At 63.0% G+C, this 25487-nt stretch carries 22 protein-coding genes and 2 pseudogenes; 8 read left to right on the top strand and 16 right to left on the bottom strand.

Going from position 1 to position 25487, the window contains the following annotated elements; genetic code table 11:
- Window positions 1–77 precede the first annotated feature (77 nt).
- The 14 genes from OW521_RS01775 to OW521_RS01710 form a co-directional block, all read right to left on the bottom strand.
- The gene (locus OW521_RS01775) at window positions 78–302 is read right to left on the bottom strand and encodes a hypothetical protein (RefSeq protein ID WP_268022422.1); all 225 of its coding nucleotides are present in this window, start codon (window positions 300–302) and stop codon (window positions 78–80) included.
- A complete protein-coding gene (locus tag OW521_RS01770) occupies window positions 299–1132 on the bottom strand; it encodes a 2-keto-4-pentenoate hydratase (RefSeq protein WP_268022420.1) in 834 nt (277 codons plus the stop codon). The genes OW521_RS01775 and OW521_RS01770 overlap by 4 nt, the downstream gene beginning before the upstream one ends.
- Window positions 1132–2688 carry a class I adenylate-forming enzyme family protein gene (locus tag OW521_RS01765; protein WP_268022418.1) on the bottom strand — a complete coding sequence of 519 codons (1557 nt, stop codon included), beginning with the start codon at window positions 2686–2688 and terminating at the stop codon, window positions 1132–1134. The genes OW521_RS01770 and OW521_RS01765 overlap by 1 nt, the downstream gene beginning before the upstream one ends.
- Window positions 2689–2700: 12 nt before the next feature.
- Window positions 2701–3198, bottom strand: a complete 498-nt coding sequence (locus OW521_RS01760; RefSeq protein WP_268022416.1) for an aromatic-ring-hydroxylating dioxygenase subunit beta — start codon at window positions 3196–3198, stop codon at window positions 2701–2703.
- Window positions 3191–4492 (bottom strand): aromatic ring-hydroxylating oxygenase subunit alpha, encoded by a 1302-nt coding sequence (locus OW521_RS01755; protein ID WP_268022414.1) that lies wholly within the window; start codon window positions 4490–4492, stop codon window positions 3191–3193. Before OW521_RS01755 ends, OW521_RS01760 begins: the two co-directional genes overlap by 8 nt.
- Window positions 4489–4944: an OB-fold domain-containing protein gene (locus OW521_RS01750; RefSeq protein ID WP_268022412.1), complete on the bottom strand. Its 456-nt coding sequence runs from the start codon at window positions 4942–4944 to the stop codon at window positions 4489–4491. The genes OW521_RS01755 and OW521_RS01750 overlap by 4 nt, the downstream gene beginning before the upstream one ends.
- Window positions 4938–6107 carry a thiolase family protein gene (locus OW521_RS01745; protein ID WP_268022410.1) on the bottom strand — a complete coding sequence of 390 codons (1170 nt, stop codon included), beginning with the start codon at window positions 6105–6107 and terminating at the stop codon, window positions 4938–4940. Before OW521_RS01745 ends, OW521_RS01750 begins: the two co-directional genes overlap by 7 nt.
- Window positions 6104–6973: an alpha/beta fold hydrolase gene (locus OW521_RS01740; RefSeq protein ID WP_268022408.1), complete on the bottom strand. Its 870-nt coding sequence runs from the start codon at window positions 6971–6973 to the stop codon at window positions 6104–6106. Before OW521_RS01740 ends, OW521_RS01745 begins: the two co-directional genes overlap by 4 nt.
- A gap of 113 nt (window positions 6974–7086) precedes the next feature.
- The gene (locus OW521_RS01735; protein ID WP_268022406.1) at window positions 7087–7953 is read right to left on the bottom strand and encodes a hypothetical protein; all 867 of its coding nucleotides are present in this window, start codon (window positions 7951–7953) and stop codon (window positions 7087–7089) included.
- A gap of 33 nt (window positions 7954–7986) precedes the next feature.
- Window positions 7987–8766, bottom strand: coding sequence for an SDR family oxidoreductase (locus tag OW521_RS01730; protein WP_268022404.1), 780 nt, complete (start codon window positions 8764–8766; stop codon window positions 7987–7989).
- Entirely contained in the window at window positions 8763–9743 is a 981-nt protein-coding gene (locus tag OW521_RS01725; protein WP_268022402.1) for an alpha/beta fold hydrolase, read from the bottom strand. Before OW521_RS01725 ends, OW521_RS01730 begins: the two co-directional genes overlap by 4 nt.
- A 103-nt stretch (window positions 9744–9846) precedes the next feature.
- Window positions 9847–11085, bottom strand: coding sequence for an LLM class flavin-dependent oxidoreductase (locus OW521_RS01720; RefSeq protein WP_268022400.1), 1239 nt, complete (start codon window positions 11083–11085; stop codon window positions 9847–9849).
- Window positions 11086–11183: 98 nt separating this feature from the next.
- Window positions 11184–12005: an IclR family transcriptional regulator gene (locus tag OW521_RS01715; protein WP_268022399.1), complete on the bottom strand. Its 822-nt coding sequence runs from the start codon at window positions 12003–12005 to the stop codon at window positions 11184–11186.
- A gap of 245 nt (window positions 12006–12250) precedes the next feature.
- On the bottom strand, window positions 12251–13207 hold the full coding sequence (locus OW521_RS01710) for a PDR/VanB family oxidoreductase (RefSeq protein WP_268022398.1): 957 nt from the start codon (window positions 13205–13207) through the stop codon (window positions 12251–12253).
- A gap of 219 nt (window positions 13208–13426) precedes the next feature.
- On the opposite strand from OW521_RS01710, the gene OW521_RS01705 reads away from it, so the two are divergent.
- The 4 genes and pseudogenes from OW521_RS01705 to OW521_RS01690 form a co-directional block, all read left to right on the top strand.
- Window positions 13427–15235 carry a flavin-containing monooxygenase gene (locus OW521_RS01705; protein WP_268022397.1) on the top strand — a complete coding sequence of 603 codons (1809 nt, stop codon included), beginning with the start codon at window positions 13427–13429 and terminating at the stop codon, window positions 15233–15235.
- Between the two features lie 29 nt (window positions 15236–15264).
- Complete coding sequence (locus tag OW521_RS01700) at window positions 15265–16080, top strand: MBL fold metallo-hydrolase (RefSeq protein WP_268022395.1); 816 nt, start codon at window positions 15265–15267, stop codon at window positions 16078–16080.
- A 28-nt stretch (window positions 16081–16108) separates the two neighbouring features.
- Window positions 16109–16921, top strand: a complete 813-nt coding sequence (locus OW521_RS01695) for an SDR family oxidoreductase (protein ID WP_268022393.1) — start codon at window positions 16109–16111, stop codon at window positions 16919–16921.
- A gap of 251 nt (window positions 16922–17172) precedes the next feature.
- Window positions 17173–17316 (top strand): annotated as a pseudogene (locus OW521_RS01690) (IS110 family transposase); the annotation flags it as partial.
- A gap of 155 nt (window positions 17317–17471) precedes the next feature.
- Here OW521_RS01690 and OW521_RS01685 read toward each other — a convergent pair.
- Window positions 17472–18035, bottom strand: a complete 564-nt coding sequence (locus OW521_RS01685; protein WP_268022391.1) for a TetR/AcrR family transcriptional regulator — start codon at window positions 18033–18035, stop codon at window positions 17472–17474.
- A gap of 1621 nt (window positions 18036–19656) precedes the next feature.
- On the opposite strand from OW521_RS01685, the gene OW521_RS01680 reads away from it, so the two are divergent.
- The 4 genes from OW521_RS01680 (at window position 19657) to OW521_RS01665 (ending at window position 24396) form a co-directional block, all read left to right on the top strand.
- Window positions 19657–22425 (top strand): branched-chain amino acid ABC transporter permease/ATP-binding protein, encoded by a 2769-nt coding sequence (locus OW521_RS01680; RefSeq protein WP_268022389.1) that lies wholly within the window; start codon window positions 19657–19659, stop codon window positions 22423–22425.
- Window positions 22422–23108 carry an ABC transporter ATP-binding protein gene (locus tag OW521_RS01675; protein ID WP_268022387.1) on the top strand — a complete coding sequence of 229 codons (687 nt, stop codon included), beginning with the start codon at window positions 22422–22424 and terminating at the stop codon, window positions 23106–23108. Before OW521_RS01680 ends, OW521_RS01675 begins: the two co-directional genes overlap by 4 nt.
- Window positions 23109–23173: 65 nt before the next feature.
- Window positions 23174–23566, top strand: coding sequence for a hypothetical protein (locus OW521_RS01670; protein ID WP_268022385.1), 393 nt, complete (start codon window positions 23174–23176; stop codon window positions 23564–23566).
- Window positions 23506–24396 carry an ABC transporter substrate-binding protein gene (locus OW521_RS01665; RefSeq protein ID WP_268022383.1) on the top strand — a complete coding sequence of 297 codons (891 nt, stop codon included), beginning with the start codon at window positions 23506–23508 and terminating at the stop codon, window positions 24394–24396. Before OW521_RS01670 ends, OW521_RS01665 begins: the two co-directional genes overlap by 61 nt.
- 139 nt (window positions 24397–24535) lie before the next feature.
- Here OW521_RS01665 and OW521_RS24290 read toward each other — a convergent pair.
- Window positions 24536–24841 (bottom strand): annotated as a pseudogene (locus OW521_RS24290) (glycogen debranching N-terminal domain-containing protein); the annotation flags it as partial.
- Window positions 24842–25487: the final 646 nt, after the last annotated feature.

Below are 25487 nucleotides of genomic sequence, written 5' to 3'. Positions count from 1 at the left end.
GCCCCCGGCAAGCGTTGCGTTCCAGCCAGTGGGTTCGCCCTCAGCACGATCTGCACGGGGCACGGTAGGCCGCCCGTTCAATCGTTATTGCTGTACGCGCCGATGTTGAGCCAGCGGAATTTGAGCTCGTCGGGGGTGTCGATGATGGTTGCGAGCTCGAGCGGGTCGAGGTAGGTTGAGGCGCCGGTTTCAAGGTTCTCGAGGAAGAGTCTCGGGGTTATGCCTTTGAAGTCGAGGCTGATGCGGATCTCGGCGAACTCGTTCCAAATGAGGGCCTCGTCGGCGCCGTCCAGGTCGCTCATGGCGTCCCCTTCCTCTCGTCGTCGACCGTCACAGAGACGGAGCCGATACTCTCGATGGTGGCCAGCACGTGGTCCCCCGGAAGGAGGTTCGTCGCGGCGCACGGGCTGCCGGAAAGGATCACATCCCCCGGCTGCATCTGGATCCCGAATCGCCACAAGGTCTCCGCCAGCCAGCAGACTGAGGCGATCGGATCACCCATGACTTCCGACAGCGGTGCCTTGCCGACGAGCTCGTCGTTCTTGACGAGCTCGGTACGCAAGGAGTGCAAAGTGCCGGCCGCGTCAGCCAGGTACACCCGCGTGCCACCCAGCACGAACCGTGACGACGAGCCGTTATCGGCAACGGTGTCAGTCCAGGTGATTTTCCAATCGCGAACCCGGCTGTCCACCACCTCGATCGCGACCGTGACGTAGTCGGTCGCCGCGATGACGTCCTCGGGGAGTACCCGGTCTGCACCGAGACGAGCCCCAAGGACGAACGCGAGTTCGGGCTCTGCCCTCGGGAGGATGAATTCCCGCGGGTTCAGGGTGCCCCCGTTCTTCACCTCCATGTCCGCGAAGAGGTGGCCGAAATCAGGCTCCGTCACTCCGAGCAGATTCTGCATGCCGCTGCTCGTGAGACCGACCTTGAAGCCGCGACGGACGCCGCCGGCCTCTGTGCGGGTCGCAGCTTGGGCGAGCTGCACCCGGTAGGCCTCATCAGGCTGCACGAACCACGGTTCCCCGCTGACGGCGCCGACGGGCACGGCTTTGATTTCCGAGCGGCGCAACTCCACCGCGGCCAGGGCGATCGTGGCGTCCCTCGGGACGGATGCTTCCGGCGCCGGCATCAGGAGCCCTGCTTCTGGTGAGGCTTCTTTAGTTCTGTCTTGAGGATTTTTCCGGCGGCACTCACCGGGAACTCGTCCAGGAATTCGAATCCTCCCGGCTGTTTGTAGCCGGCCAGGTTGGCTCTGCACAGGTCTTTGAGCTCCTGTTCGAGGGCGGGCGTTCCCGCCACCCAGTCGTCGCTAGGCACAACTGCGACGATCGGCGTCTCACCCCAGGCGGGGTGGGGTACACCGAAAACGGCCGCCATGCGTACGGCGGGGTGGGTGTTGATGATCCGCTCGATCTCGCCGGGGTAGATGTTGAAAGCGCCGCTGATGATGAGATCGTTCTTCCGGTCGACGAGGTACAGGTAGCCGTCCTGGTCGCGATAGGCCATGTCACCGGTGTGCAGTTCACCTCTCCAGAATCTTTCGGCGGTGACATCCGGGCGGTTCCAGTAGCCATTGCTCACGGCGTCGGACTTGATCACCACCTCGCCGATCTCACCGGGCGGAAGCTCCTGCCCGTCGTCGTCGAGCACGGTGATGTCCGAGGACGCGGACTCGGTGCCGCACGACTTGGCGATCTCCGCCCGCCCGGCGACGATTTCCCGGTGGTCCTGCGGTGACAGATGGGTCACGAATCCGGCCACCTCGCTCTGGCCGTAGCGCTGCCAGAAGTCGCAGCCGAGCAGGTCCATCGCGTTGCGGATGAGGGCGGGGGAGCTGGGAGCGGATCCATAGCCGATCGAGCCGAGGGCCGGGAAGTCCTGGTGCGGCTGGGTCTGAAGGTATGTGCACAGCCTGCTGAGCATGGTCGGGACCATGATGGTGTTGGTGACGTTGTACCGCTTGAAGTGGTGCACGATCTGTTCCTCGTTGAACTTCGGCAGCACCACCATGGTCTGCCCGAGGTAGGCCCATGAGAGGGTGCGCATCGCGCCGCCGGAGGTGAAGAACGGTGTGATGGCGAGCCCGACATCCGTCGATTTCGCATTCACGGTCTGCACGTGGTCCATGGCGCCATAGATCATGGCACGGTGGGTGTTTGTCACGGCCTTCGGCAGGCCCGTTGTGCCGCTGGTGTAGATGAGCGCCCGCAAATCGTCCGGGGAGAGGCCCGCCGACGAGAGGGTGGCCGACCCGACGGCGTCGATCTCGCGCTCATACTCCGGCGCGAGGTCGCTGCCGCCGATCTGCAGGACGACGCCGAGTCCGTTGCCGGCTGCGATCACCTCACTGGCGACGTTGGCGCTCTCCGAATCGAAGATCAGCGCCTTCGCCCCTGCGTCGTCGAGCAGGAAGATGATCTCCGGCACGGCGAGACGCACATTGACAGGTACGAGCACCAGTCCGGCCTTGGAGATTCCGAACGAGATTTCCGGCCACTCGAGGATGTTCGAGGCGATCACGGCGACGCGATCGCCGCGCTGCAGGCCCGCGCCCAGCAGGTAGGCGCCGAGCCTGTTCGCGCGCTCGTTCACGGCGGACCAGGTGAGCTCCCGGTCACCGCAGATGACGGCAGTCTTGCCTGCGTACCGGCGAGCATTGAGACGGGGGATGTCTCCAACCAGCATGACTATTCCTATCTAGAGGATGAAAGCGATGGTCCTGATGGCGCTCTCGTTATTGATAAGCAGCACGGTCTTCTTCACTAGTGAGAGTCCGTCGGCGGTGTATCGCAGGCGGTAGAGGTAGCGCCCGGCCCAGATCGTGGTCGTGTACCGGTGTTCGAATAATGAGAAGTTTGCCGCGAGCTCGACCTCGCCGCCGTCGTCGGACAGCACCTCGAAGTTGGAGAGTTGGCGCCGCATCTTGGATGGCGGGGTCTGCGAGTGGCGCCGGCCGGAGCGCAGCTGGGCGATGCGCGAGCCGATGCGATGGCGATTGTCGAAGACGAACGACACCTGAGTCTGTGGGTCTTTTTGATCACCGGTCGGAACCCAGTAGATGCCGTCATCCGCCCACAGTGACTCCCACTCCGCGTAGCGGTTCTCGTCGGCGAGGCGTGCCTCGTGGACGACGAAGTCGACGAGTTCCGCGGACACGGAGCCGGCAGGGGTAGCGATCGATTGGATCTCAGTCATTGGTGGTCTCCGTCATGAGGGTGCGGTAGTGCTGCCACATGCCGCGCTGCGATGTCTCAGAGGTGCGGTCGTACGAAGTGATCCCACGGGGCTCGACCTTCTCGCTCTCGAAGCCCCGGCCGAACAGTACCCACTCCGGCTCCTGGGCATGCAGGCCGACCTGGTTGCGCTCGCCCATCTCCGCGTCATCGGCGATCAGGAAGCCTGCTGGCCCCATCGCGCCCTCGGTCTGGCGGATGATGCGCGCACTCATTTCCTCTGCGCCGAGCAGCTTGATCGGCGCGGTGTACTGGATCGTTTGCTCGACAGACAGCGGCTCGATAAACATGACCTGCATTTCGGCCAGGAAGAGATTCGGCCAGATAAACGTATGCGGGGGGCCATCGACGAGGATGTCGTGGGTCCTCTCCGGGCCGTGCAGTGCTTCCATGGCTTCGATGTAGTCGGGGACCCGGCTGCGGGGGATGCTGGAGAACCAGATGAACTCGCGGTCCTGCGCCTGGTACTCGGCCGTGTAGTCGACCTCGCTGTGCCCGCCGCCGAGGTCGCGCACAGCGACGCGCAGTTCGTCGGAGCTGTAGTCCACCTTGGCCGGTTTGATGGCCTTGTACAGCGACTCGTGTACGAACAGAGGGTGGTATCCGTCGACCTGTACCTCGTTGACGACCTTCCAGTTGGCGTTGTTGTCGTGCTTCATCCAGCCAGCGGAAAGGTCGATCCCGCCTGCCGGCGACATCCGGACGAGACGGTCGATCGCATCCTTGGCGTTGCCGAGGTAGTGCTCGAGGTCGCCCGCGTCGCCGCTGAGGTTCGCGAAGATGAAGCCACCGTAGGTGCCGACCTGGGCAGCTTCGGCGAGGCCGAGTTCGCTGCGCAGCTCGCCCAGCGACTGCTCGTAGCCTCCGCGGAACGAGACGCCCTGGAGGCGCCCGTCGTTGCTGAAGGTCCAGCCGTGGAAGGAACAGCGGAACAATGTCGCGTTGCCGGCGTCGGACTGGCAGAGCATGTTGCCGCGGTGGGTGCAGCGATTGAGCATCACGCGCACTTTGAGGTCCTTGCCGCAGGCGACGATAAGAGGCTGCTCGCCAATGCGGCGGCGCACGTAGTCGCCGGGCTCGGGGATCTCGCTCTCGTGCGCGACGAACACCCACTGGCTCTCATAGATGTCGCGCATCTCTTTCTGGAAGATGTCGGCATCTGTGTAAAGCGAACCGTGCACACGGTCGCGCTGGATGAGTTTCTCGTAATCGATGGCGTCCGCCGCCAGGCGGTCCTGCTCCAGTCGCATAGTCATTGTCCACTCCTTTTATTCTTCGGTTCTTCAACTTGGATCCGCGGGATACGCGTCTCTCCGACGACGACGAAGGTCAGCTCGACCTGGTCTCCCGCTTGGTAATTCCGCTCGGGCTCCCGGTCCGTCGATACATACAGGCGATGCCCGGAGCCGAGTTCGACCTCGATCACCGGGTACGGCACCACGGCCTTCACGAAGGTCTTCTCGGTGCGGTGCATCACGATCGACGCGATCACGGTCGCCCGGCTCGATACTGTTCTCCACACCGGTTGTTCGGTTGAGCCGTCCTGCTCGCAGCGGCCCTGATCGAAATCGAGCGGATGCCCGTTGGTGCAGAAAGGCAAGACCAGTTCGCCGCGCGCTGTGCCATCCAGAAAGGTGAGCAACGGCTCTTCAATGCTGGGAGCAGCGGCATCCAGCACCAGCCAGTCCTCCAGGGCCGCGTTCACCATGGCACCTCGAGATCCAGTACAAGGGTTGAATGGTGCTCGAGCCGGCCGCCGATCGCCGCGATCGCGGCGACGCTCGCGTCACGCACTTGCCGTGCTCCGCCTGTGCCCCGCAGTTGGGTGATGGCCTCAATGACGGGCGTAACGCCCTGCAGGTAATAGCTTGCGACCTGCCCGCCACCAGTGTTGGTCGGGATCGATCCGCCGGGACCGGTCTGGCCGGCATTCACGAGGTCGCCCGCGCCTCCCCGCTCCGCATAGCCGAACGCTTCGAGCAGAATGAGAGGAACGATGGTGAACGGATCGTAGACCTGCAGTACATCCACGTCCGCTGCGGTCATGCCGGACTGGCCGAGCGCGTCGGCGAAGGCCTCGGCTGCGCCGACTGGCTCCCACGGCGAGACCGGGGCGTGGCGGCGCCTTTCGATCGAGCGCTGCGCAGCCCCGGCGACGTGCACGGCGCGGTGCCGCCCGGAGCCCGCCCGGTCAGCCGTCGTGACTATGACGGCTGCCGCGCCGTTGACGGGGCGGGCGCAATCGAGGCGGCGCAGCGGCTCGGCAACGAATGGGCTGGCGTAATATTCCTCGTTGCTGAGGGTCGTGCGGGTTCTGGCGAACGTGTTGCCTTTGGCCCATTCGCGCTGAGCGACGGCGACCGCGCGCAGGTCGTCAGCCGTGGCCTGGGTCTCCTGCAGGTAGTGGGCGGCGAGGAAGGCGTATGCGGCAACCGCCCCTAGCATTCCGCCGGCCCGCTCCAACCCACGCTGGCCGCGGGAACCGCCCATGGCGGCGAACGCGGCGCCGGACCCTACGCCAGGCCGCATCGCGGCATCCGCAAACAGCACAACCACGGTGTTAGCGCGTCCGGCGGAGATTGCCTGACGGGCGAGGTCGATGAGGACAGAGAACGTTGTACCCTTTGCGTTCAGTTCGTAGAGCAGCCGCAGCTCGCCGAAGGCGCCCTGCCTGCCGATGTCAAGGGTGACCTTGTCCTCCGCGAGAAGCTCGTTGTGGTTAAGGAGCAAGCCGTCTATGTCCCCGATGGCGATTCCGGCGTCGGCACATGCCTCGTCGATGGCCCTGAGCGCGAGGGTCGTCGCGCTCGAGAAGTCGTCGCGCTCAGCGACGACGAGCCCGACCCCGGAGATCGCGGCCGCAGCAGTCACGATTGTGCCGACGCCGTGGCCGCGAAGAAGTCGGCCACGAGCTCGGTAAAGTCGGTTGCGCGTTCGATCTGCACCCAGTGCCCGCAATGAGGGTAGACATGCAGCTGAGCATCGTCAATGTGCTCAAGCAGCTGGTACGAACTCTCGAGCGGGATGACCTTGTCCTCTCGCCCGTGCACAAGCAGCGTCGGCTGCTTGAGGCGGCCGAGGCGATCTGCACCAAGCGCAAGTGCTTCGATCCAGCGCTGGCGGGGAGCCGGGAAAAGCGAATTCCAGCGCTTTGCCGCGCCGGGCTTGTTCGATGCTTCGAAGCGCGCAGCCGCGAGGGTCGATGGCAGTTTCGCTGTGTCGTGGGTGAACACATCGAGGAGATTCGCCATGCCTTCAATAGAGGGCTCGTAACCCCACACGGCCTCGAGACCCTCCGTGATCTTGAAGTCAGATCCGACGCTCCCCATGAGTACGATCTTCTCGACCAATTCTGGGTGCTCTGATGCCAGCCAGAGCGAAATCGCTCCGCCGAAGCTATTGCCGACGAGGAGCACACGGTCGACATCCAGAGCGCTGAGAAAGCTGGTGATGTGCTCGAGCCAGACCGGCAGAGTGGGCACGATGTCGTGGTCGATCTCTGTGTAGCCGAAGCCGACAATATCGGGCGCAATCACCCGGTGGTTCTCTGCGAGCCGAGGCATGACGAGCCGCCAGTTCGCCCAGGCGGAGACGCCCGGACCGGAGCCGTGCAACAGCAACACTACCGGTCCGGAACCGAGGTCATGGTAATTCGTCGCGAATCGGCCGTGGCCCAGCGCCAGGCCGATCTCCGGGTCTGCCACGGGGGACGCGGGCGTGCTGGCTGCTGCGGTCATTATCTTCCTTTTCTTCGTTGAGTCGTGTTCTGAGGAGCCAACCATCACGCGCAACGGGCCAGGTCGGCAACAAAGCTGTTCCACCGGCTGGAACAAAGACGCAGTGCGACATGTCAGCGGGCGGGGATCGGCTCGCTGTAGATCAAGCCCATGCCGGTGATCCATGGCACGACGGACTCATACGTGGACAACCCCGACGGCGCATCGGCGGCGGACCACGCTGCGAGCCAGGTGCGGATTTCGTGGGTTCCCGAACCGATCGAATCGAGTTCGGCGCCTGTGATCGCACGCAGCGAGTCCCAGTCCGACGCAGACATCTGCCGGAGGAACCCGGCATCCCATTCAGGGCGGATGAGCTCGCCGGCCTTCTCCACGGTGCGGCGGGAAACTGCTTCGCGCTCCTCCTCGGACAGACTTAGCATCTCCTTGCTCATCGACGGCGGCGTGTGTGAAAGGCCGCCGGAACCGACGAACAGGATGCGTTTGCCGGAGGTGGCGAGCGACGAGCCGACGGCGCGCGCAAAGTCCACGACCCGCTCGACCGGCGGCTGGGGAGCACGGGCGCAGTTGATTACGATCGGAAGCGTCGGAATAGCGCCGAGGGAGCCAAACAGCTGAAGGAAAGTCTGGCTGAAGCCGTGATCGAGGTGGATGTTGCTGCCGAGCGCGATGTCGAAGCCCTGGCCGAGAAGTGCCGTAGCAAGCGCGGTCGCCTCCTCGGCCGGCACATCATAGGCGTCCTTCGGTGTGCCCCAGTCGCCGTAGCCATCTGCAGACGTGACGACCGTGAAGGCCGGCACGAGGTTGTCCAGGGCCCTGGCATGATCCGGGCCGAAGAATACGACGAGTTCCGGGTCGAACTCCTGGATCGCAGACTTCCCTGACTCGAGCGCGGCGAGAAAGCGCTCGCCCTCAGCCCCTCCGTCCACGGTGTCGATAAGAGGGCTGTGCGAGGCGCAGAACGCCATTGTGTCCGTCATGATTGGTTCCTCTCAGGTTTCGAATGGTCGTCTTTACCAGACGTAATCGCCACGAAGCAGGGTCTCGGTGCCGAGGTCGGCGAAGACCGTCTGGCCGAGGATCATCGAGTTCTCGGCTGACGCGAGCCAGACGAGCACAGCGGCAATCTCGCGCGCTTCGCCGATGCGGTTCTGCGGATTCGGCAAGTTGGCCAGCCAGCTTGCCGTGGCTTCGGGGGAAGCCGTGACATCAGTCGTCATAGCCGTCTTCACAGTGCCTGGCGCGACCGCATTCAGCAGGATGCCCGCTCCACCCCATTCGGCCTTGATGGCGTTCTGGCGCACCCATCGCGACACTGCGGTCTTCGACGACGAGTAGACCCTCGGCCGGCCTGTGTGGTCAGGCCGGGATGCTTCAACGGCGGCCCGGGCCAGCGGCTCGTTGCCGGCAAGGGCGGCATCGACGATTGCAGGATCCTGTGGCGACACTGACGAAAGCGAGCTGACCACCGCGGCGCGCGGCGCTGGGGACTTCGCGAGCAGCGGGCGGAGGCCCTCGAGGAGTTCCACCGTGCCGAAGAAGTTCACCGAGATTGTGTCCGGGGCTGCGGCGCGCAGCCCTGCGCAGGTGATGACGCCGTCGAGCGAGTCGCTGGCGGCATTCTTGATGCGCTTGATGATCGCGGCGCGCCCTAGCGGCGAGGCGAGGTCGCCGGTGACGTCGGCATTGTGAAGGTCGACGTCGATCACGCGGTGCCCGTGATCTTCGAGGAGGGCTTTCGTCGCTGCTCCGATGCCGGAGGCAGCTCCGGTCACGACATACGTGCGGGTCATCCATCATCCCGAGACAGATACTCGAGCACGGATTGGTTGAATTGGCTTGCGGTCTCCCACTGCGGCCAGTGGCCCGCGCCCGGGATTACCTGGAGCTCGCCGTCGGGAGTGAGATCAGCGGCACGCGCAGCGTTCTCGACCGAGCCGCCCGGGTTGAACTCGCCCCATAGGTACAGCACAGGCGAACGCAGGGCTTGCAGACGCTCCTTCGTGAGGCTGTACGTCACCCGGTCGGGCGAGTCGTAGGCGAGCATATGGTGCAGCAGCGGGATCGTCTCGGCCGCCCCGGGCTGTGTATAGAGGCTAAGCCGCACGGCGACGAGTTCCTCCGGACATTTTGCAGGGTCGTGGAACAGCAGGTGCAGCCGCTTGCGCACGCTGTCGAGGGTGAGTTCGGAGAGCCCGGAGCTGGTGCCGACAAACCGTTTCCGCCCGGCAGCTTCGTTCTCGTCCTGGCCCTCCGGCCAACGGAACACGCCGCCCGTGCAGTTGACGATGCGCAGCACCCGTTCCGGAGTCTCGAGGGCGAGCCAGGACGCTACCCAGGCGCCCAGTGAAAGCCCGACGAAATGTGCACGGGCGATGCCGAGGGCGTCCATCACGGCACGCACGTGCGTCGTGTAGTCGGGCAGCACATACTCAAGATCGGGCTTGGCCGTCAGCCCGTGCCCGACCATGTCGATCGCGATCACACGGAAGTTCTTGGCCAGTTCGCGCACGTTCTTTGCCCAGGCCTCGACGTGTCCGCCCGTGCCGTGAAGCAGGATGATGGGTTCGCCGCTTCCCGCTTCCAGTATGCGGGTTTGCCACCCGCCGGCATCCAGCATGCGGATCTCGCTGCCGAGCAGCGATTCCCAGAGCGTGCTCACGTCGTTTCCGGCATCGCCGCAAGGGACTGCTCGATCTGCTTCGAGCGGGGCTTTTGTGGCCGTTCCGGCGCCGGAGGCGGTTCCCTTCGCTGCATACGTGTGTGTCATGCCAACACGCTCCTTTCATCCCGAGACGGATGCTCGAGTACGGATTGGTTGAATCGGGTTTACTGTGTCCCTGGCTCGCGCCAGGGATCACCTGAATTTGTCTTCAGGGTGTGAGTCCGGAAGCTCGCGTTTGCAGAAGCTGCACCGGGCCGTCTGCCTCGTTCACGAAACCGGAGTCGAAACTTGCTCGATCTCGAACTCCAGCCGAGCCTTCTCCCTCGAGGCCAGGACGCTCGGTGTAAGCTCCGGGCGCCGGTGGATCGCCCACTCCTCCGCCTCTGATTAAGGCCCTGGAGCCGGGATTGAACCGTGGAAAGACCTCGCTCGCTATCAGCTCGTACGAGCGATGCGTGTTCATGGGGTTCGCCCAGTCGTTCGCCCAGATGAGGTAGGTGCCGAAGCCCCCGGACTGGTCCTGCAGGCGCTGGATCTGCGCGGCTGCCTGCTCAGGTGTCCCTATTACGGCGAACCCGGACTCGACGAGCGTCCTGGCCCAGGTGCCGGACTTTCCCCCGATGGGGAGAATTGGCTGCGTGCTCACCTTCTCGTTGTAGTAGGCCCACTTCTCGATGCCGTCTGCGACATCCCGGTAGGCCTGCACTTCGGTCTCTGCGACGTACATTGGCCCGACCACGCGCCAGTCATTGCGATCGATGGGCGTCCCGTGGCGCTGGTGCTGTTCCTCCATGATGTTCCAATGTTCGGCGAGCACTGGAAAGCCGGCCGGGCATGCGCGGTTCATGGAAAGGAGCGGAACACCGAGCCGGCCGGCGAGACGAGGACCGTTCGGCGTGATGGTCCCGGCGATGGCCAGGTCGAGTCCGGTCGCCTTATACGGCATGAGCTGCAGTGCTGCACGGTCGAGCTTGAACCAGTCGGTCGTCATTGATACCCGTTCGCCGTCGAGCAACCCGAGGATCGCCTCAAGCGACTCCTCCATGCGGGTTCGGGTATCCAGGGGGCTCACGCCGATCGCCTCGGAATCATAAGGCAGGGCCTCCGGCCCAACGCCCAGGATGACGCGGCCGCGCGAGAGGTGATCGAGCAGGACGAAGCGCTCGACGACGTTGAGCGGGTGGTGGTAAGGAAGCGAGACGACGCCGGCCCCAAGGCGGATGCGGTTGGTTCGGGCCGCCGCAAAGCTCAGGAGGATCTCCGGTGATCCGACGATCTCCCAGCCGGCCGAGTGATGTTCACCAACCCACGCTTCGTCGTATCCGAGTCGCTCCAGGTGCTCGATGAGCTCGACGTCCCGTTGCATGGCAAGGGTCGGATTTACCCGATTGGAGTGGGTCGGCGAGATGAAGGCCCCGAATTTCAGCGGCGATGTGGTGCTTGCCATGTGGCTGGGTTCTCCCTGTTGGTTGACATCTGTTCAGGCGATGGTGCCGGATGCGGGTCGTCAAACCAAGCGAAACGGTCCAGTGAGCGGCACGCGCATCAATATGCGATCGCGGGATGCGTTACTTCGAGATGCTCCGCGATCTTGCGCGCGGCGGTCCTCACTTCTGGGGCCAGCCTTTTCGGATCGAATCTGAATGTCGGGGTGACGATTGAGATCGCTCCGAGAACGACTCCGGCTCTATCGACAATCGGCGCAGCAACGCACGCGACGCCGAGGAACGACTCTTCGATTTCGACGCTGACACAGGTTTCCCGGATTTTCTGCAGCTGCTGGTTGAGCATGCCAGGTGTGATGATCGTGCGCGGAGTGCTGAGGGTAAGGGGATTGTTGAAGGTCGTATGCAGGGTCTCTCGTGGGGAGAAGGCGAGCATCGCCTTGCCAAGCGCGGTTGCGTGAGCGGGCTTCCGGTCGCCGACGTAGGTAGGGCAATGTACAGCCCGGTGCGACTCGATCTTCTCAATGTAGAGGATATCCCGCCCGTCGAGCACCGCGAGGTGCACGGTTTCCCGCAAGCGGGAGTGCATCTCGGTAAGGAAGGGGATCGCGGCCATTCTGAGGTGACACTGCCGTTCTGCATGGCTGCCCCATTCGAATATTCGCAGGCCGAGACAGAAGCCATCGGCAACGCGGTCGAGGAGGCGGAGCTGCACGAGTTGGGCCGCGAGCCTGTGCACTGTCGACTTGGGAAGCCGCGTCTCCCGCGAGAGCTCTGCAAGCGAAAGTGGCCTGCCGGCGCGGCTGAGCGCCTCCAGCAGACTCAGGCCTCGTCCCATGACGGACTTGTCTTCGACGGGGAGCTCAATGTCTTCCTGGTCATCCACAGTGCTGCTTGGACGAGATTCAAAATCCGTCTTCATCTGAGTTCCTCCTTGAACTGGCAAAACGGACGACACTGTGGTTCTGGTTTGGGGCAGTCAAGTGTTGCAACTGCGAAGTCCACCCCAGCTGTGATGCATATTACTGTAACATCAACGGTAAAGGGTGCCTCGAGGCGCAGACCTTCGTGTCGGCGGCCCTGATCAGCGTCTGTGCTGTGGCCACGCTGACGGCCCACCGGAAGAACGGGTTCTTTGTTTTCAATTTGTTTCGTTATTTTTTAGTACTAAAGGTCGAGCACCAGCCGAGGACTCGCGGCTCGGGAGACACACACCATCATGAGTTTGTTTGAGTCCCGTTCCTTCGCGGACAAAACGTGGTCGCGATGTTCGATGGTCCCCTGGAGCACGACGGTCTCGCAGGTCGAGCAGATGCCTTCTTTGCAGTCGCTGTATATGTCGGCCCCGGCCACCTCAAGTGCGTCGAGCACGGTCTGGTCAGCCCCAACGGTAATGGTGACGTCGGACTTGTCGAGGTATACCTCGAAGGATGTCTCCTTCTCGAAAGCAACCCCAGCCGTGTTATCGAGCTCGATAAGCGGCAGAACTGTGAATCGTTCGATGTGCAGCGTGTCTGGTGGTAGTGGCTGGCAGGCGGTCTCGAGGTCGGCGATGAGTGATTCGGGTCCACAGCAGTAGACGAGGGTTCCCGGGGCCAGCCCGTCGATCAGGCTGTTGACAGCTGTTCTTCCGAGTTCCTCTTTCGGTGCCACGCGGGCTGCGTCGCCATAGGCCTCGAACTCGTCTGTGAAAGCCATCGATGCCCGGGAGCGGCCAAGGTAGATGGCGGAGAAATCGCCGCCATCACTATCCACGCGCTGCATCATGGGCAAGATCGCGGTCACGCCGATGCCGCCCGCGATGAACAAATAGTGTTCCGCAGGCTCGAGTTCGAAGTGGTTTCTCGGCCCGAGCGCGGTGAGGATGTCGCCGACGGCGAGACGCGAATGCACGTGGCGCGAGCCGCCCCGACCTGTTTCTTCGAGGAGAACCCCGATGCGATAGCTCGAAAGGTCGGTCGGGTTTGAGCACAGCGAATACTGCCGGATCAGGCCGTCGTCGAGCAGCAGGTCGATGTGGGCGCCCGGTTGCCAAGCGGGCAGGCGTGCGCCGTTGGGATCCGAGAATTCTATGGCGAGCACGCCGGCTGCCCGGCTCTCGATGGACTTGACCTGCAGGCGCATGAACGGGTTGCTTCCTCTTTGTTGAGCTTGTTCCCCATGAGAATCGGCCAGCGGCCACCCTTAAACAAGGGAAGCGTTCCATTGGTCGAGACGTGACGTGTCCGCGATCGCATTGTTTCGCTCAGTGGCACGCATCACTTGCAACAGTGATACCACTGGGGAACCCTGAGAGCCGGATCGACGAGAGTACGTAACGAGATGTACGAAAAGGAGTCAAGGATGACTGAGCGCGCGGAAACGCCTCCCGAAACAAGAATTGCGGCGCAATGGATTGCCGCCTTCGGAAACGCTCTCGAAGGCGAACCCGACGAGAGTGCCCTCCTTCGGCTCTTCATTGACGATAGCCACTGGCGGGATCTCGTGGCCCTCACTTGGGACACTCGCCAGGTTAGCGGACGGTCAGAGCTCGTGGACCGGCTGATCTCCTCGACGGAGTGGGCGACCCCCAGGAACTTCCGTCTCGCACCGGGGTACAGCGCGCCGTCCCGACAGTCGCGCACGAGGCGGGAAGTGATCGAGGCCTTCTTCGAATTCGATGTCGCATACGGTTCGGCAGTCGGCCTCGTACGCCTCATCCCTGACGACCAGTCAAGCACCGGCGTGCGCGCCTGGATGCTGCTCACCCAGATCGAGTCCGTGGCCGGCTCCCCGAGCGTGAGGGGTGGCGAGCGTCCAGGCGGCGTCGGCTACGACAAGCAAGGCGGTAGGGTGACCTGGGCCAGCCGTCGAGCCTGGAAGCAAGCTTTTGCCGACCGCGAGCCAGATGTGCTCATCGTCGGTGGCGGGCAGGCCGGCGTCATGCTCGCCGCTCATCTCAACCGGCTCGGCGTGGACAACCTCGTCGTGGATACGCACGCACGGGTCGGGGACAATTGGCGCACCCGCTACGACTCATTGCAGCTGCACAACCAGACTCACGTCGTGCAGTTTCCGTACTTGCCCTTTCCCAGCATTTTTCCGGAGTACATACCGAAGGACAAGCTCGCGAACTGGTTCGAGGACTATGTGGACGCCCTCGAAATCAATTTTTGGACAAGCACATCCTTCATTGGTGCCCGCTACGATGCCGACTCCGCCCGCTGGAATGTCGAACTGAACCAGGATGGCCAGTCTCGGACGCTCCACCCACGGCACCTCGTGATGACAACTGGTGGTACCGGCGTCGTCCCGAACATCCCGGACCTTCCGGGTATTGAGTCGTTTTCCGGGGCGGTTCTCCACTCGAAGGACTTCGTCTCCGGCAGTGAATACAGCGGTAAACGTGTGCTCGTCGTCGGGGCCGGGACGAGCGCGCACGACATCGCGTACAACCTCGATCTGCACGGAGCCGCGGGCGTCACGATGCTCCAACGCGGCGCCGTTACGGTGACGAGCCTCGAGAGCGCCAACGATATCTTCGGCCTTTACTCCACCGGTATTCCGGTTCTTGAGGCTGACACGATCTCCGCCCTGGGATGGGTCGGGCCCGTGCAGCGCGAAACCCTCCAAGCGGCAACGAAGCGCAACAACGAGCGGGATCGGGATCTTCTCGCCGGGCTGACCGCAGGGGGCTTGCGCCTCGACGACGGCGAGGACCACACCGGCTGGGTCCGAAAATTCATCAGTCGCGGCGGGGGATACTACATCGACGTGGGTGGCTCCCAGCTCATCATCGACGGGCGTGTCAAGGTCCTTCAGGCTGATGGCGTCGATCGCTTCGAAGGCTCGCAGTTGATCATGTGCGAAGGCGCCTCCCATGACTTCGATGCTGTCATTATGGCCACGGGATTCAAGAACCAGGAGACGGCAACGCGGGAGCAACTGGGTGAGCAGATCGCCGATCGGATCGGACGGATTGGCGGATATGACGAGGAGCGCGAGGTGAAGAACACTTGGCGGCCCACTGCTCAGCCCGGCCTCTGGTTCGGTTCAGGGAGCTTCCAGTACTGCCGCACCTTCAGCCCGTTGCTGGCCATGCAATTGCGCGCCGAGCTGAGCGGTCTCGCGCCGTCGCACTCCGACCGCAGCGTCTTCCAGGCTGCGAACTGAAAGGGGATGGCGGCTTGCGAATCGGATCGATGACGGTCGAGACTGTCGTAGACGGCGAGACCCGGCGCACTGTGGACTTTCTCTACCCGGACGCTCCCGCCGCCGAGAGGTCGGAGGCCGAGGCTTTCAACGATGTCATCACGGGAGAGCTGGTGATGACGATCGGGTCCTATGTCGTCCGTTATGGGGACCGCCTGGTCCTCTTCGATGCCGGCGTTGGCTCTCGGCCCACAGGATCCTTTGTTGGAGGAGCCCTGCGCTCGGGCCTCCTCGCGCGCAACATTGCGCTGGACGAGATCACTGACGTCATCTTCACCCACCTGCATGCGGATCACATCGGCTGGGCGACACAGAACGGAGTTCCGTTCTTCCCGAACGCTACCTACCGCTGCGATCGACGCGACTGGGACTACTTCATGTCGCCCGACTACGAGATTGAGCCTTGGGAAGCTGCGTCGACCCACCCGGAGTTCGACGCAGCACAGGTCCGTCTCGGGCCCCTGGCTGACCGGATGGAATTTTGGGAGGGGGACGCCGAAATCCTCCCCGGCATTTCGGCGATCGACGCCGCGGGCCACACCCCGGGGACGAATGCCTTCCTCCTGGAATCGGACGGGGAAAGCGCCATGCTGCTCGGAGATGTTGTCCACTCGATCCACGAGTTGCTCTTCGGCTGGCGGTTTCCCGTTCACCACGACAGCCACGCAGCGCTTGATGCGATCGCTCGAGTCAGGACACTGCTGGTCGACCGTAACATCCCGTGCTCCGCGGCCCACTTCACTGGGATGTCCTGGGGCCGGGTGCTGGATTCGGGCGACAGGTTCCTCTGGGAAGCGATCAATTGACCACGACGGCCATGAAGAGACGGATGACATGAACGCAGAGAACACGATCTTGGAATTCATAGGAAAAGTAGCGGTGATCACCGGGGCCGGATCAGGGATCGGAGCCGGCCTGGTCACCAGGGCGGCGGAACTGGGAATGAAGGTTGCTCTCGCCGACATCAACGCAGAGGCGATCGCGAAGCGAACCGAGGACCTGATCGCAGCGGGTGTCGACGCCCTTTGGCGCCAGGTCGACGTGCGCAAGCCGGAGGATCTTGAAGCCCTGGCTGACGAGGTGTATGGCCGTTGGGGAGAGACGACAGTAATGGTCAACAACGCCGGCATCGAGCTTCACGGCAATACCTGGGAACTGCCGGTCGAGCACTGGCAGCGAGTCATCGACATCAACCTCAACGGCGTGTTTCACGGCATCCGTGCCTTCGTGCCCCGAATGATCAATGGCGGGACACGATCACACGTGGTCAACGTCTCCTCCGTGGCCGCGCTGCGGACGAATCCGGGAACATCCGCCTACGCTGCCACCAAGCATGCCAACCTCGCCCTGACCGAGTGCCTGGCCAAAGAACTCGAAGCGGTGACGCCTGATATCAAGGTCACGGCGGTACTGCCTGGATCGGTCAAGAGCCAGATCTTCGAGAGCGCATTTGCTACCGACGAAGACGGCGTGGGGGCAGAGAGCAAGCGGATCCTCGCCACGTCGATGGAGCAGACAGGGCTCGACCCACTCGATGCTGCCCGGATCATCTTCGACGGCGTGGCCAGAGGTGAACTGCGCGTCCACACGAACCCGGAGGCTTCTCGCCGGTTCATCGCAGAGCGGGCGCAGGCTCTCACCTTCTGATTGTGGCTCCGGCGTTCGGCGAACCGGCCCTGGCGCATGAACTGCTTCCGCTCGGCGGCGCAAGAACGGGTCAGGGACTGCAAGTGCTTCCTGGGCGCTGGGGGCGGCATACCCAAGGTGGGGATTCACCCTGTTACCTAGCCTGCCTTGTCATTGATGATCCGGGGGTGTTGTCGCCGGGTTCGGAGACACACATTGACTGTTGGGAGGGATACGGCAGGTCCCTTCCCCGGGGGCCAGGTCTCTCGCAGCCAAAAGACGAAGCACGGCTGCGCGAGCTCTTCACCAGCCTGCAGCAGCACGGCAGGGTGCTTGTGATCGTCGACCAGTCCAACACCATCGGCGCCCTGCCGACAGCAGTGGCGCGGAGTTGGGGTGTCAGCGTGGGCGCCCTTGAACCACGGGTCCAGCCACCAAACCGGCCCAGCCAAACACAGACCCTTCGGGACGCCCGCCCTCCCGGGCGTACCGCGCCATGCCTGGGCATCCACTTGACGCGACCTATAGCCAGCTAGGGACATCTAGGTCCACCCAGATCCGCGGCTTATATTTAGCGGCGAATCTTGAACAGCCGATTTCCTAGGAGGTCAAGATTGGCAGCGAGGATCGTGGCTGGGTCCTCATTGGCGTCGGCGTCGCAAAACGTCTCGGTGGAAAGCCGGAGGACGGCGACGACGGCAGCGGCGGCCAGAGCCGCCTGCCGCGATGACGGCTCAATGCCCAATCGCCGAGCAATCGCCTCGGTCCACGTTGCTTCGGTTTCGGTGATCACCTGCAGCCAGACGGACTGAAATCTTGCTGTTTCCCCTAAGACTCGGTGCAGAACCTGCACGCGTTCCATATTCCCTGCCGACCATGTGCCTTCCCAGGCAATCGCCAGCGACGTCTCGAAGGGCTCGTCGATCGGCCGCGCAGATACTGCCCGCACCAGCTCTTCGAGGCCAGCCGTCACGAAGGGCTTAACAGCATCTTCTTTATGTGGGAAATACCGATAGAACGTGCGCTCGGAAATACCGGCATAGGTCGCAAGTTCCTTGACCGTGAATGCCGTGCCACTACTACTCCGAAGAAAGAGTTCCGTAACGGCAGTCGAGACCTGAAGTGCGGTGTTCATCCCGAGACCTGATACAAGCGGGACTACGAGGGCGGTCTGAATGTTCAAGCCTGTTCCTTCCGGAGCTTGCTACTGGCGTCAACCGCCTGTCCACGTCGGTGTGGTGTAGCTCACGGCAAATCTAGCAGGCGATGACAGAAACTGCCACCCCTCCCACGGAGGTGACGAAATGGTGGCCTCGCGATGTCTGGCAGGGGAATCTACCCTTGGCGGGTCAAGCTGCACCGGGGGAGGGGGCGTGGGTCGGTAGACGCCATAGATGTCCCCCGGGGGAAGTAAACTCTTCGGGGAGGGGATTAGTCGAATATGTACGCGCTCGCTGCCTTTGCTTTATTTTCCGCTCCGGCGTTTTGCCGGTCATTCATCTACGCATTGCCTCTAATGCGAATCACGGTCCTGTCCGGGCATACGTTTCATATGTTTAGGGCATTTTATTGATTAACAATATTTCCCTGCAGCGTGCCACTTGGCATGGATCAAGGCCTATGACCCTGAAGCTAAACTCCGTCAACAAAAACCGGTCATTAACGGAACGCAATTCAAGCCGGGTAATAGGATCGGCCTGACCTGTCGCCGCCGGAATAGTCGCGGTGTCTGACCAGTGGCGGGCGGGAAGGTCCGCTTGCCATCTGGGGATCGAGTCCTTTCCAGTTCCACTCCTACCGGGGACGCCTCCCCCAATTGCTACTGCCCATGATCTGTGCGAGTCCTTCCCGTCGAAGCTCGTAGGCCACCCGACGGGGAACTGAAAATCACCATGCCTCCTGTGTGGATTTCGCGTGATCATTGGGGGGCAGAACGCTGGAGAGTTACCAGCAGGCTGCCAGTAAGTATTACTGTTTGTCAGACTGTAGCAGATATCACAAGGCCTGCAACAGTGCAGTTTTACTCGGCCCAGGCGGCCGACAGCAAACGAGCCCCGGCGCCGGATAGGCTGCGAGGCCATTGGACCGATCAAGCCCTAAAGGCGGTCGGCATACCCCCCTGTTGGTGGATAATCTGTTTGGTTATGTGCACATCCTTTTCCATGGCGCGATGCATTGCTGTAATGAATCACCCCTCTACCGTGATCTAACGTCTGCTTAGTAAAAAAGCTTTTCCCGTGCCTGTATTTGTTTCCCGCCTGTGTGGGTCGGTAAGTGAAATCAGGACCCGCTGATGCTGTGAGTACTTTAGTTACCGACATTTTTTCTCAAACCCTTGTGCGCAGAGAATGCGGCTGTTACGTTCGGACGACTGCAACGTGATGAGGATCTCAAAAGTGCAGTCGTTTTCAGATTTCACCAACAAATCCCATAGGTGATAACCGAGAAGCCGGATATGCGCCGATACGCATGGTGGATAGATCTGCTCCGGACAGATCGACCGCAGTTCGCAGCGTGTGACGGACGATGATGTCCGCCGGCAGCCGCAGCCATGACAGTGGGTGCTTGTACCGAGGCGGTGGGTCCGCCGCTGGCCAGGGAAGGGTCAGCACGCCAAGCACAACTGCCGCGTGGCGCTGAGCAACTCAAACAGACAACACCTCAGTTCTTCCAGCGCGGCCAAAAATCGGTATGGAGGTGCTGCCGGCCCGTGCCGATTTCTATCTCTCGCATCTCAAATTCGGAAGGCTCCAACATTGGGCGATCTAGTAACATTCGCGATCCTTGGCCTGGGGGCAGTGGGGATCTACACACTGCTGGGGCAGGGCGTGGTCATCATCTACCGGGGCTCGGGCATCCTCAACTTCGCGCTCGGCTCCTATGCCATGGTCGGTTCCTACGTATTCGTAGAGCTCCGGAACCAATACAAGCTCGACACGTGGGCCGCCGTCGGGGTATCCGTGGCGCTGACGGCACTGTTGGGCGTGCTGACTTATCTGGTGGTTATGCAGCCGCTGCGCCGGGCGGCACCCATCACCAGAGTCATCGCGACCCTGGGGGTGCTGATCGTCCTGAACGCGGCGGCCACGCTCCGGTGGGGGACCGACGTGAAGACATATGTCAAGGAAATCCTGCCGGCCAAGACGATCGAAGTTCTGGGCACGAAGGTCAGCACGGACAGGCTCTGGCTGCTGGCCATCGCCGTGGCCCTAACCGGCGTTCTCTGGTTGGTCTACAACAAGACCATCTTCGGTCTGGCGACGGCGGCGGCGGCGGAGAACCCCCTGGCTGCTGCCACGTTTGGTCGTTCCCCGGCGACCATCGGCACCATCAACTGGGCCATCGGCACCGGGCTGGCCGGGTTCGCGGGCATTCTGACGATTCCCATCTTCGCCGGCCTGGAAATCGGCCGCCTGACCCTTGTGGTGATCTTCGGACTCGCCGTCGCTCTGATCGGCGCCTTTAAATCATTCCCGCTGGTGCTGGTGGGTGGGCTCGTAGTCGGCGTCGCCGAATCCTTGGTCTCCCGTTACCTGGACAAGTACGTTACCGGCAGCTCGGCGACCGTTCCACTGCTGATTATCGTGGTGTTCCTCGTTTTCCGCGGACGTTCCCTGCCGGACCGCAGCGCCATCCTTGAACGCCTGCCCACGCTCGGCAGCGGACGCGTGCGGACCTGGCTGGTGGCGATCCTGACCGCAGCGCTGGTCTTTGCCATCATGGCGATCTTCCCGGTCAGCTGGAATGTGGCACTGACCGCCGGCCTCACGGCCTCGGTGGTGATGCTTTCCGTCGTCGTGCTGACCGGCTACTCGGGACAGCTGTCGCTGGCACAGTTTTCGCTGGCCGGTTTCGGCGCCTGGGTCGCGGCGCGCCTGGTCAGCGACCTGCACTGGCCCTTCGAACTCGCCTTCGTCGCGGGCATCGTTTCCACCATCCCGCTCGGCTTATTGTTCGCGATCCCCGCCATACGCACACGCGGAATCAACCTCGCGGTGGTCACCCTGGCGCTCGGCCTGGCAGTCCAGGCTATCCTCTTCAACAACGTCATCCTGGCTGGCGGACTCGACGGCGTTGCCGTGGGCCCGCAGACCCTGTTTGGCATGGCCATGGATCCGGTGCTGTACCCGGCCCGCTACACAGTGCTGAGCCTGCTGTGCTTTGTCATCGCGGGGCTGGGAGTTGCCAATCTGCGGCGGGGTCGTGCCGGGCGCCGGCTGATCGCGGTACGCACCAACGAACGTGCCGCCACATCCCTGGGGATCGACATTGTGGGGGCGAAATTCTATGCCTTCGGCCTGTCCTCGGCGATTGCAGGGCTGGGCGGAGTGCTGTTGGCCTTCCAGGCGTACTCGGTACAGTTCCTGACCTTCACCCCCCTCCAGTCGATCATGATGGTGGCGTTTGTGGTGATCGGCAGCCTCGCGTTCGTCAACGGGCCCATCTTCGGCTCACTCCTTGTTGCCGGCGGCGTGGGTTCACTGATCGGCGATTCCGTGGTGAAAGCCCTCGGCATCGAGTCGGACAAAACGGTCCAGTATCTTGCCCTGATTGGTGGCTTGTCGGTGATCGCCATGCTGATCCAGTCCCCGGACGGGATGGCGCATATGAATACGGAGGCCGTGAAGCGCTTGGCCGTGCGGTGGTCGCGCAACGGTACGGTGGGGCGCGTCTCGGCGGCACCGCTGCTGAAACTGGATGGAGGAGCGCAGTATCGCCCGCGCCCGGCTTCCCTCGCGGTCAAGAACCTGACCGTCCGCTTTGGCGGCGTGGTCGCCGTGAATGGCGTCTCCTTAAACGTCGCACCCGGAGAGGTCGTTGGCCTGATCGGTCCGAACGGCGCGGGGAAAACGACCGTCATCGATGCGATCACCGGGTTTGTGGCACCGGCCGGCGGTGAAATCACCCTCGGGGGTGAAAGGGTTGACTCAATGCTGGCCTACCGGCGGGCCCGCAAGGGTATTTCCCGCTCGTTCCAGAGCCTGGAGCTGTTTGAGGATGTCACGGTGCGCGAGAATCTCCTAGCGGCGGCAGACCGCCGCGATATCGGCGCGTTTGCGACCAACCTCGTTTATCCGGGCAAAACGATCCTCGCCCCTGCCGCAGTCGCTGCGATCCGGGAATTCGGCCTTGAAGATGTGCTGAGCCGGCTTCCCTCGGAACTTCCCTACGGGCGGCGGCGGCTCGTCGCCATCGCCCGCACTGTCGCAACCTCGCCCTCGGTCCTGCTACTGGACGAACCGGCGGCCGGCCTCGACGAGGACGAGAGCGCGGAACTGGCCCGGATGGTCCGCCGTCTCGCCGACGAGTGGGGCATCGCCGTGCTGCTCGTGGAGCACGACATGGCATTTGTGATGGGTATCTGCAACCGGGTGGTGGTGCTGGAATTCGGGAACAAGATCGCCGAAGGCATCCCCGCCGTGGTGCGGGCTGATCCAGCCGTGCTCGCCGCTTATCTGGGCGTCGATGACACCGAACTAGACCCCAAGCCCACCAACTCAGGCACCGAAAGGCTCCCGGCATGACCGCAATTCTCTCAGCCCATGAGCTCCACCTCGGGTACGGATCGGCCCCGGTTATTAATGGCCTGAACCTGACGCTGAAGGCGGGCGAGGTCGTGGCCCTGCTCGGCCCCAACGGAGCGGGCAAGACGACGACGCTGCTGGGTCTCGCCGGAGCCCTTCCTGCCCGCCAGGGCGAGGTGCGGGTGAACGGGCGCGTCTCGAAGGCTCCTGTCTACCGGAGGTGCCGGCGCGATATGGCCTTCGTCACCGAGGAGCGCTCCGTTATCTCGAGCATGTCCGTGCATGAGAACCTGCGCGTGGGCCGTTGCGATGCGGATTTCGCCCTGGACCTCTTCCCCGAACTGAAAGCCCTGCTGCGCCGCAAAGCCGGTTTACTCTCCGGCGGGGAACAACAAATGCTCACCCTGGCACGCGCCCTGGCCCGGAAGCCGAAAGTCCTTCTGGCCGATGAGCTTTCCCTGGGGCTGGCGCCCTTGGTGGTGGAACGCCTGCTGCAGGCGGTTCGCGCGGCAGCGGATGAGGGCCTGGCCGTGCTGCTGGTCGAGCAGCACGTGCGCAAGGCCCTGGCAAAGGCGGACCGCGTCTACGTGCTGCGCCATGGCGCCGTCGCCTTCACCGGAACGGCCGCTGATGCCGCCGAGAACCTTCAGACCATCGAAGAGCTGTACCTTGCCACAGCCTGAGGATTCCGGCAACCGCCGGAGCATCCTTTTTCGAACCACATCCCTGCAACAGAACTGGAAGACCCATGAAATCTAAAATCCCCGGCGCCCTCGCGTTCGGTCTGCTCGGCGTTTTTTCGTTGAGCGCCTGCGGCGGTGCTGCTACTACGGCCAGCGGTGCGGAACTGGCCGGTGCCCCGGTGAAGCTGATGTCGATTGCCCCCCAGGGCACCAGCGTCCAGAACTTCCCCGGTCTGCTCGCTGCGGCTCATGCCTCGGTGCGGGCGATTAACGCCCGGGGCGGCATCAAGGGCGGAAAGGTGGAGCTCATCTACTGCAACGAGAAGGCTGATGCGGCGGCCGGGGAAAGTGTGCCCGGGACGCCGTCGCGCAAAACGTTGCTGCAGTGGTCGCCTACGTGGCGCCGCAGTCGGCGGACAAGATCCATGCCGTTCTCGATCCTGCGAACATCCCGGTGATCGCCGGAACAGCGGTGACGAAAACCGACTACACCAACCGGCTGTCATACAGCATCGATGGCGGCACGACGTCGGAGTTCGCCGCATGCGGTCCGGCGCTTAAGGCGGCGGGCGTGACCAAGACCGCAACGGTGTCCCTGGACCTGGCTGCCTCCTTGGCTCTGGTGCCCCTGACCGACACTGGTGTCAAGGGCGCCGGCCTCACCTCATCCGGCGTCATCGTCAAAATTCCGATCACCGCCACGGACTACGCGCCGTATGTGCAGCAGCTCAAGGACAGCGGCGCCGACGGGGTGACGATGATCCTCCCCTCCGGGCAGGCCCTGCAAATGCTCAAGACCATCCGTGACCAGGGCTCGAATATTAAGGTGTGTACCCCCGACGGAACGATGAAGGCGCCGGCCCTGACGGACTTGGGGGACGCGGCATCCAACGTCGTCAACACGGGATGGATCCCCCTCACGACCACCAGCAATCCGTCCGTAGCGGAATTCGTTAAGGACCTGAAGGCTGAAGAGGATTCCGGAGATGCGAATGCCGCCCTTGAGGGGATGCTGAGCAGCGACCAGCAGGGCTGGGTGGGGCCGAGGATCATTGAACGGCTCTCGAAGACCATCGACGGCGATATCACCGGGGCGAAGCTGATTGCTGCCCTGAACGCATCCAGCAGCCTCAACGCTGACCAATTCGGCACGATCGACTTCACCAAGCCCGGTAAGCTGCAGCCCTCGCTCCGCAACACCAAGGTGTACATCACCAAGTGGGATCCGGCCACCAAGGAGCGGGTGCTGCTCCAGGACGGCCCCGTTGATGTAGGCGCCTTCCTCTAGGACTTGGCCGGTGGTGCCGCAGGCTGCGGCACCACCGGCCAGCCAATTCCTGGCCGGCCTTGAGACACATGGCACTCCGCGCTGGGTTAGTGTTCGCCTAGGGAGACTTGGACGCCACAACTCATCAGGCCGGTCACGTCGGAGTTGTCGCAGCCCATGTCTGGGGAGAGCAACTGTGGTTAGGGGACAGGGTGGACAAATTGCTCGCGCTCGAAGCCGCAGAAGAGCTCAGGCAACTGGCCGTTGGCAAGTTCCGCCCAACGGTCCACGATGATGACTGCGTTGTCGGGGCAGACCGAGCCGTTGTGGCAGCTCGCTGGGTCGTACGCCCCCATGTCAGTAGCCAAGGTGCGCACACACCCCAGTCATTGAACATCTCCGGCGACATTAGCCGATCGACTACTTGGGGTGCCGTGTCCTGGTCCACGATGCCGGGCAACGGGCAACAACGAGTCCAACATCCATCGCACTGCCTCGGTCTGGGCGGCACCTTGCGTGGCGGTGGAGACGGGCAGAAACCTCATTAGGCGGTTAAGCGCCGAGGAGTGAGTTCCAACGCAGCGAAAATCCGCTCAGGAAGAAGTTCGCGAGTTCTCACATGGGGGGGCGAGGTAGAACAAGCTGGCATGACGGCTGGCTAGCGAGACGCGGGCGGAGCCTTGCGACAGTGCCCAGCTCTTGGCTGCGTCAATAAGGCCAGGTCCACGACCTCCGGGAGTATCGGATCTGAGACTGCGTCTAGCAATGGGCCGGGGTTTCGGCACGAACGCACGCGTATCGTTGAATGCACTCCTGCGGGCGAACGGTCTGCGTTTTGAGCCGGGGTCGCTCTTCCGCGGCCGGGGTTACTCGATCATGGAGTCCCTTTGACCCCCAACGGCGAGGCGAGATGCTTCAGGTCGGCATGAACATCGGGTATCACCCTCGTCAGCTCCGCGATGGCGTGTTCGTCTGGGCCTGCCCCAACATTCTCGTTCAAGATGGGAGCCCAGATTGTGCACCTGGGATCTGCGGGTCGTGGGTCGCTCATGCCGATGAGGTAGAGCTTCGCTGGAGTCCACCGGCTCGACGGGGTGCTTCCTCCGGGCGTT

The organism is Arthrobacter sp. MMS18-M83, from assembly GCF_026683955.1.
In the GTDB taxonomy this organism is placed as follows: domain Bacteria; phylum Actinomycetota; class Actinomycetes; order Actinomycetales; family Micrococcaceae; genus Arthrobacter.
Note: the sequence above shows the minus strand (reverse complement) of the source record. Positions and strands in the feature narration are given on the sequence as shown.

Coding starts and splice junctions, on each gene's coding strand:
- OW521_RS01775 (WP_268022422.1), bottom strand. CDS start 302: ATGAGCGACCTGGACGGCGCCGACGAGGCCCTCATTTGGAACGAGTTC.
- OW521_RS01770 (WP_268022420.1), bottom strand. CDS start 1,132: ATGCCGGCGCCGGAAGCATCCGTCCCGAGGGACGCCACGATCGCCCTG.
- OW521_RS01765 (WP_268022418.1), bottom strand. CDS start 2,688: ATGCTGGTTGGAGACATCCCCCGTCTCAATGCTCGCCGGTACGCAGGC.
- OW521_RS01760 (WP_268022416.1), bottom strand. CDS start 3,198: ATGACTGAGATCCAATCGATCGCTACCCCTGCCGGCTCCGTGTCCGCG.
- OW521_RS01755 (WP_268022414.1), bottom strand. CDS start 4,492: ATGACTATGCGACTGGAGCAGGACCGCCTGGCGGCGGACGCCATCGAT.
- OW521_RS01750 (WP_268022412.1), bottom strand. CDS start 4,944: ATGGTGAACGCGGCCCTGGAGGACTGGCTGGTGCTGGATGCCGCTGCT.
- OW521_RS01740 (WP_268022408.1), bottom strand. CDS start 6,973: ATGACCGCAGCAGCCAGCACGCCCGCGTCCCCCGTGGCAGACCCGGAG.
- OW521_RS01735 (WP_268022406.1), bottom strand. CDS start 7,953: ATGACGGACACAATGGCGTTCTGCGCCTCGCACAGCCCTCTTATCGAC.
- OW521_RS01730 (WP_268022404.1), bottom strand. CDS start 8,766: ATGACCCGCACGTATGTCGTGACCGGAGCTGCCTCCGGCATCGGAGCA.
- OW521_RS01725 (WP_268022402.1), bottom strand. CDS start 9,743: ATGACACACACGTATGCAGCGAAGGGAACCGCCTCCGGCGCCGGAACG.
- OW521_RS01720 (WP_268022400.1), bottom strand. CDS start 11,085: ATGGCAAGCACCACATCGCCGCTGAAATTCGGGGCCTTCATCTCGCCG.
- OW521_RS01715 (WP_268022399.1), bottom strand. CDS start 12,005: ATGAAGACGGATTTTGAATCTCGTCCAAGCAGCACTGTGGATGACCAG.
- OW521_RS01710 (WP_268022398.1), bottom strand. CDS start 13,207: ATGCGCCTGCAGGTCAAGTCCATCGAGAGCCGGGCAGCCGGCGTGCTC.
- OW521_RS01705 (WP_268022397.1), top strand. CDS start 13,427: ATGACTGAGCGCGCGGAAACGCCTCCCGAAACAAGAATTGCGGCGCAA.
- OW521_RS01700 (WP_268022395.1), top strand. CDS start 15,265: ATGACGGTCGAGACTGTCGTAGACGGCGAGACCCGGCGCACTGTGGAC.
- OW521_RS01695 (WP_268022393.1), top strand. CDS start 16,109: ATGAACGCAGAGAACACGATCTTGGAATTCATAGGAAAAGTAGCGGTG.
- OW521_RS01685 (WP_268022391.1), bottom strand. CDS start 18,035: ATGAACACCGCACTTCAGGTCTCGACTGCCGTTACGGAACTCTTTCTT.
- OW521_RS01675 (WP_268022387.1), top strand. CDS start 22,422: ATGACCGCAATTCTCTCAGCCCATGAGCTCCACCTCGGGTACGGATCG.
- OW521_RS01670 (WP_268022385.1), top strand. CDS start 23,174: ATGAAATCTAAAATCCCCGGCGCCCTCGCGTTCGGTCTGCTCGGCGTT.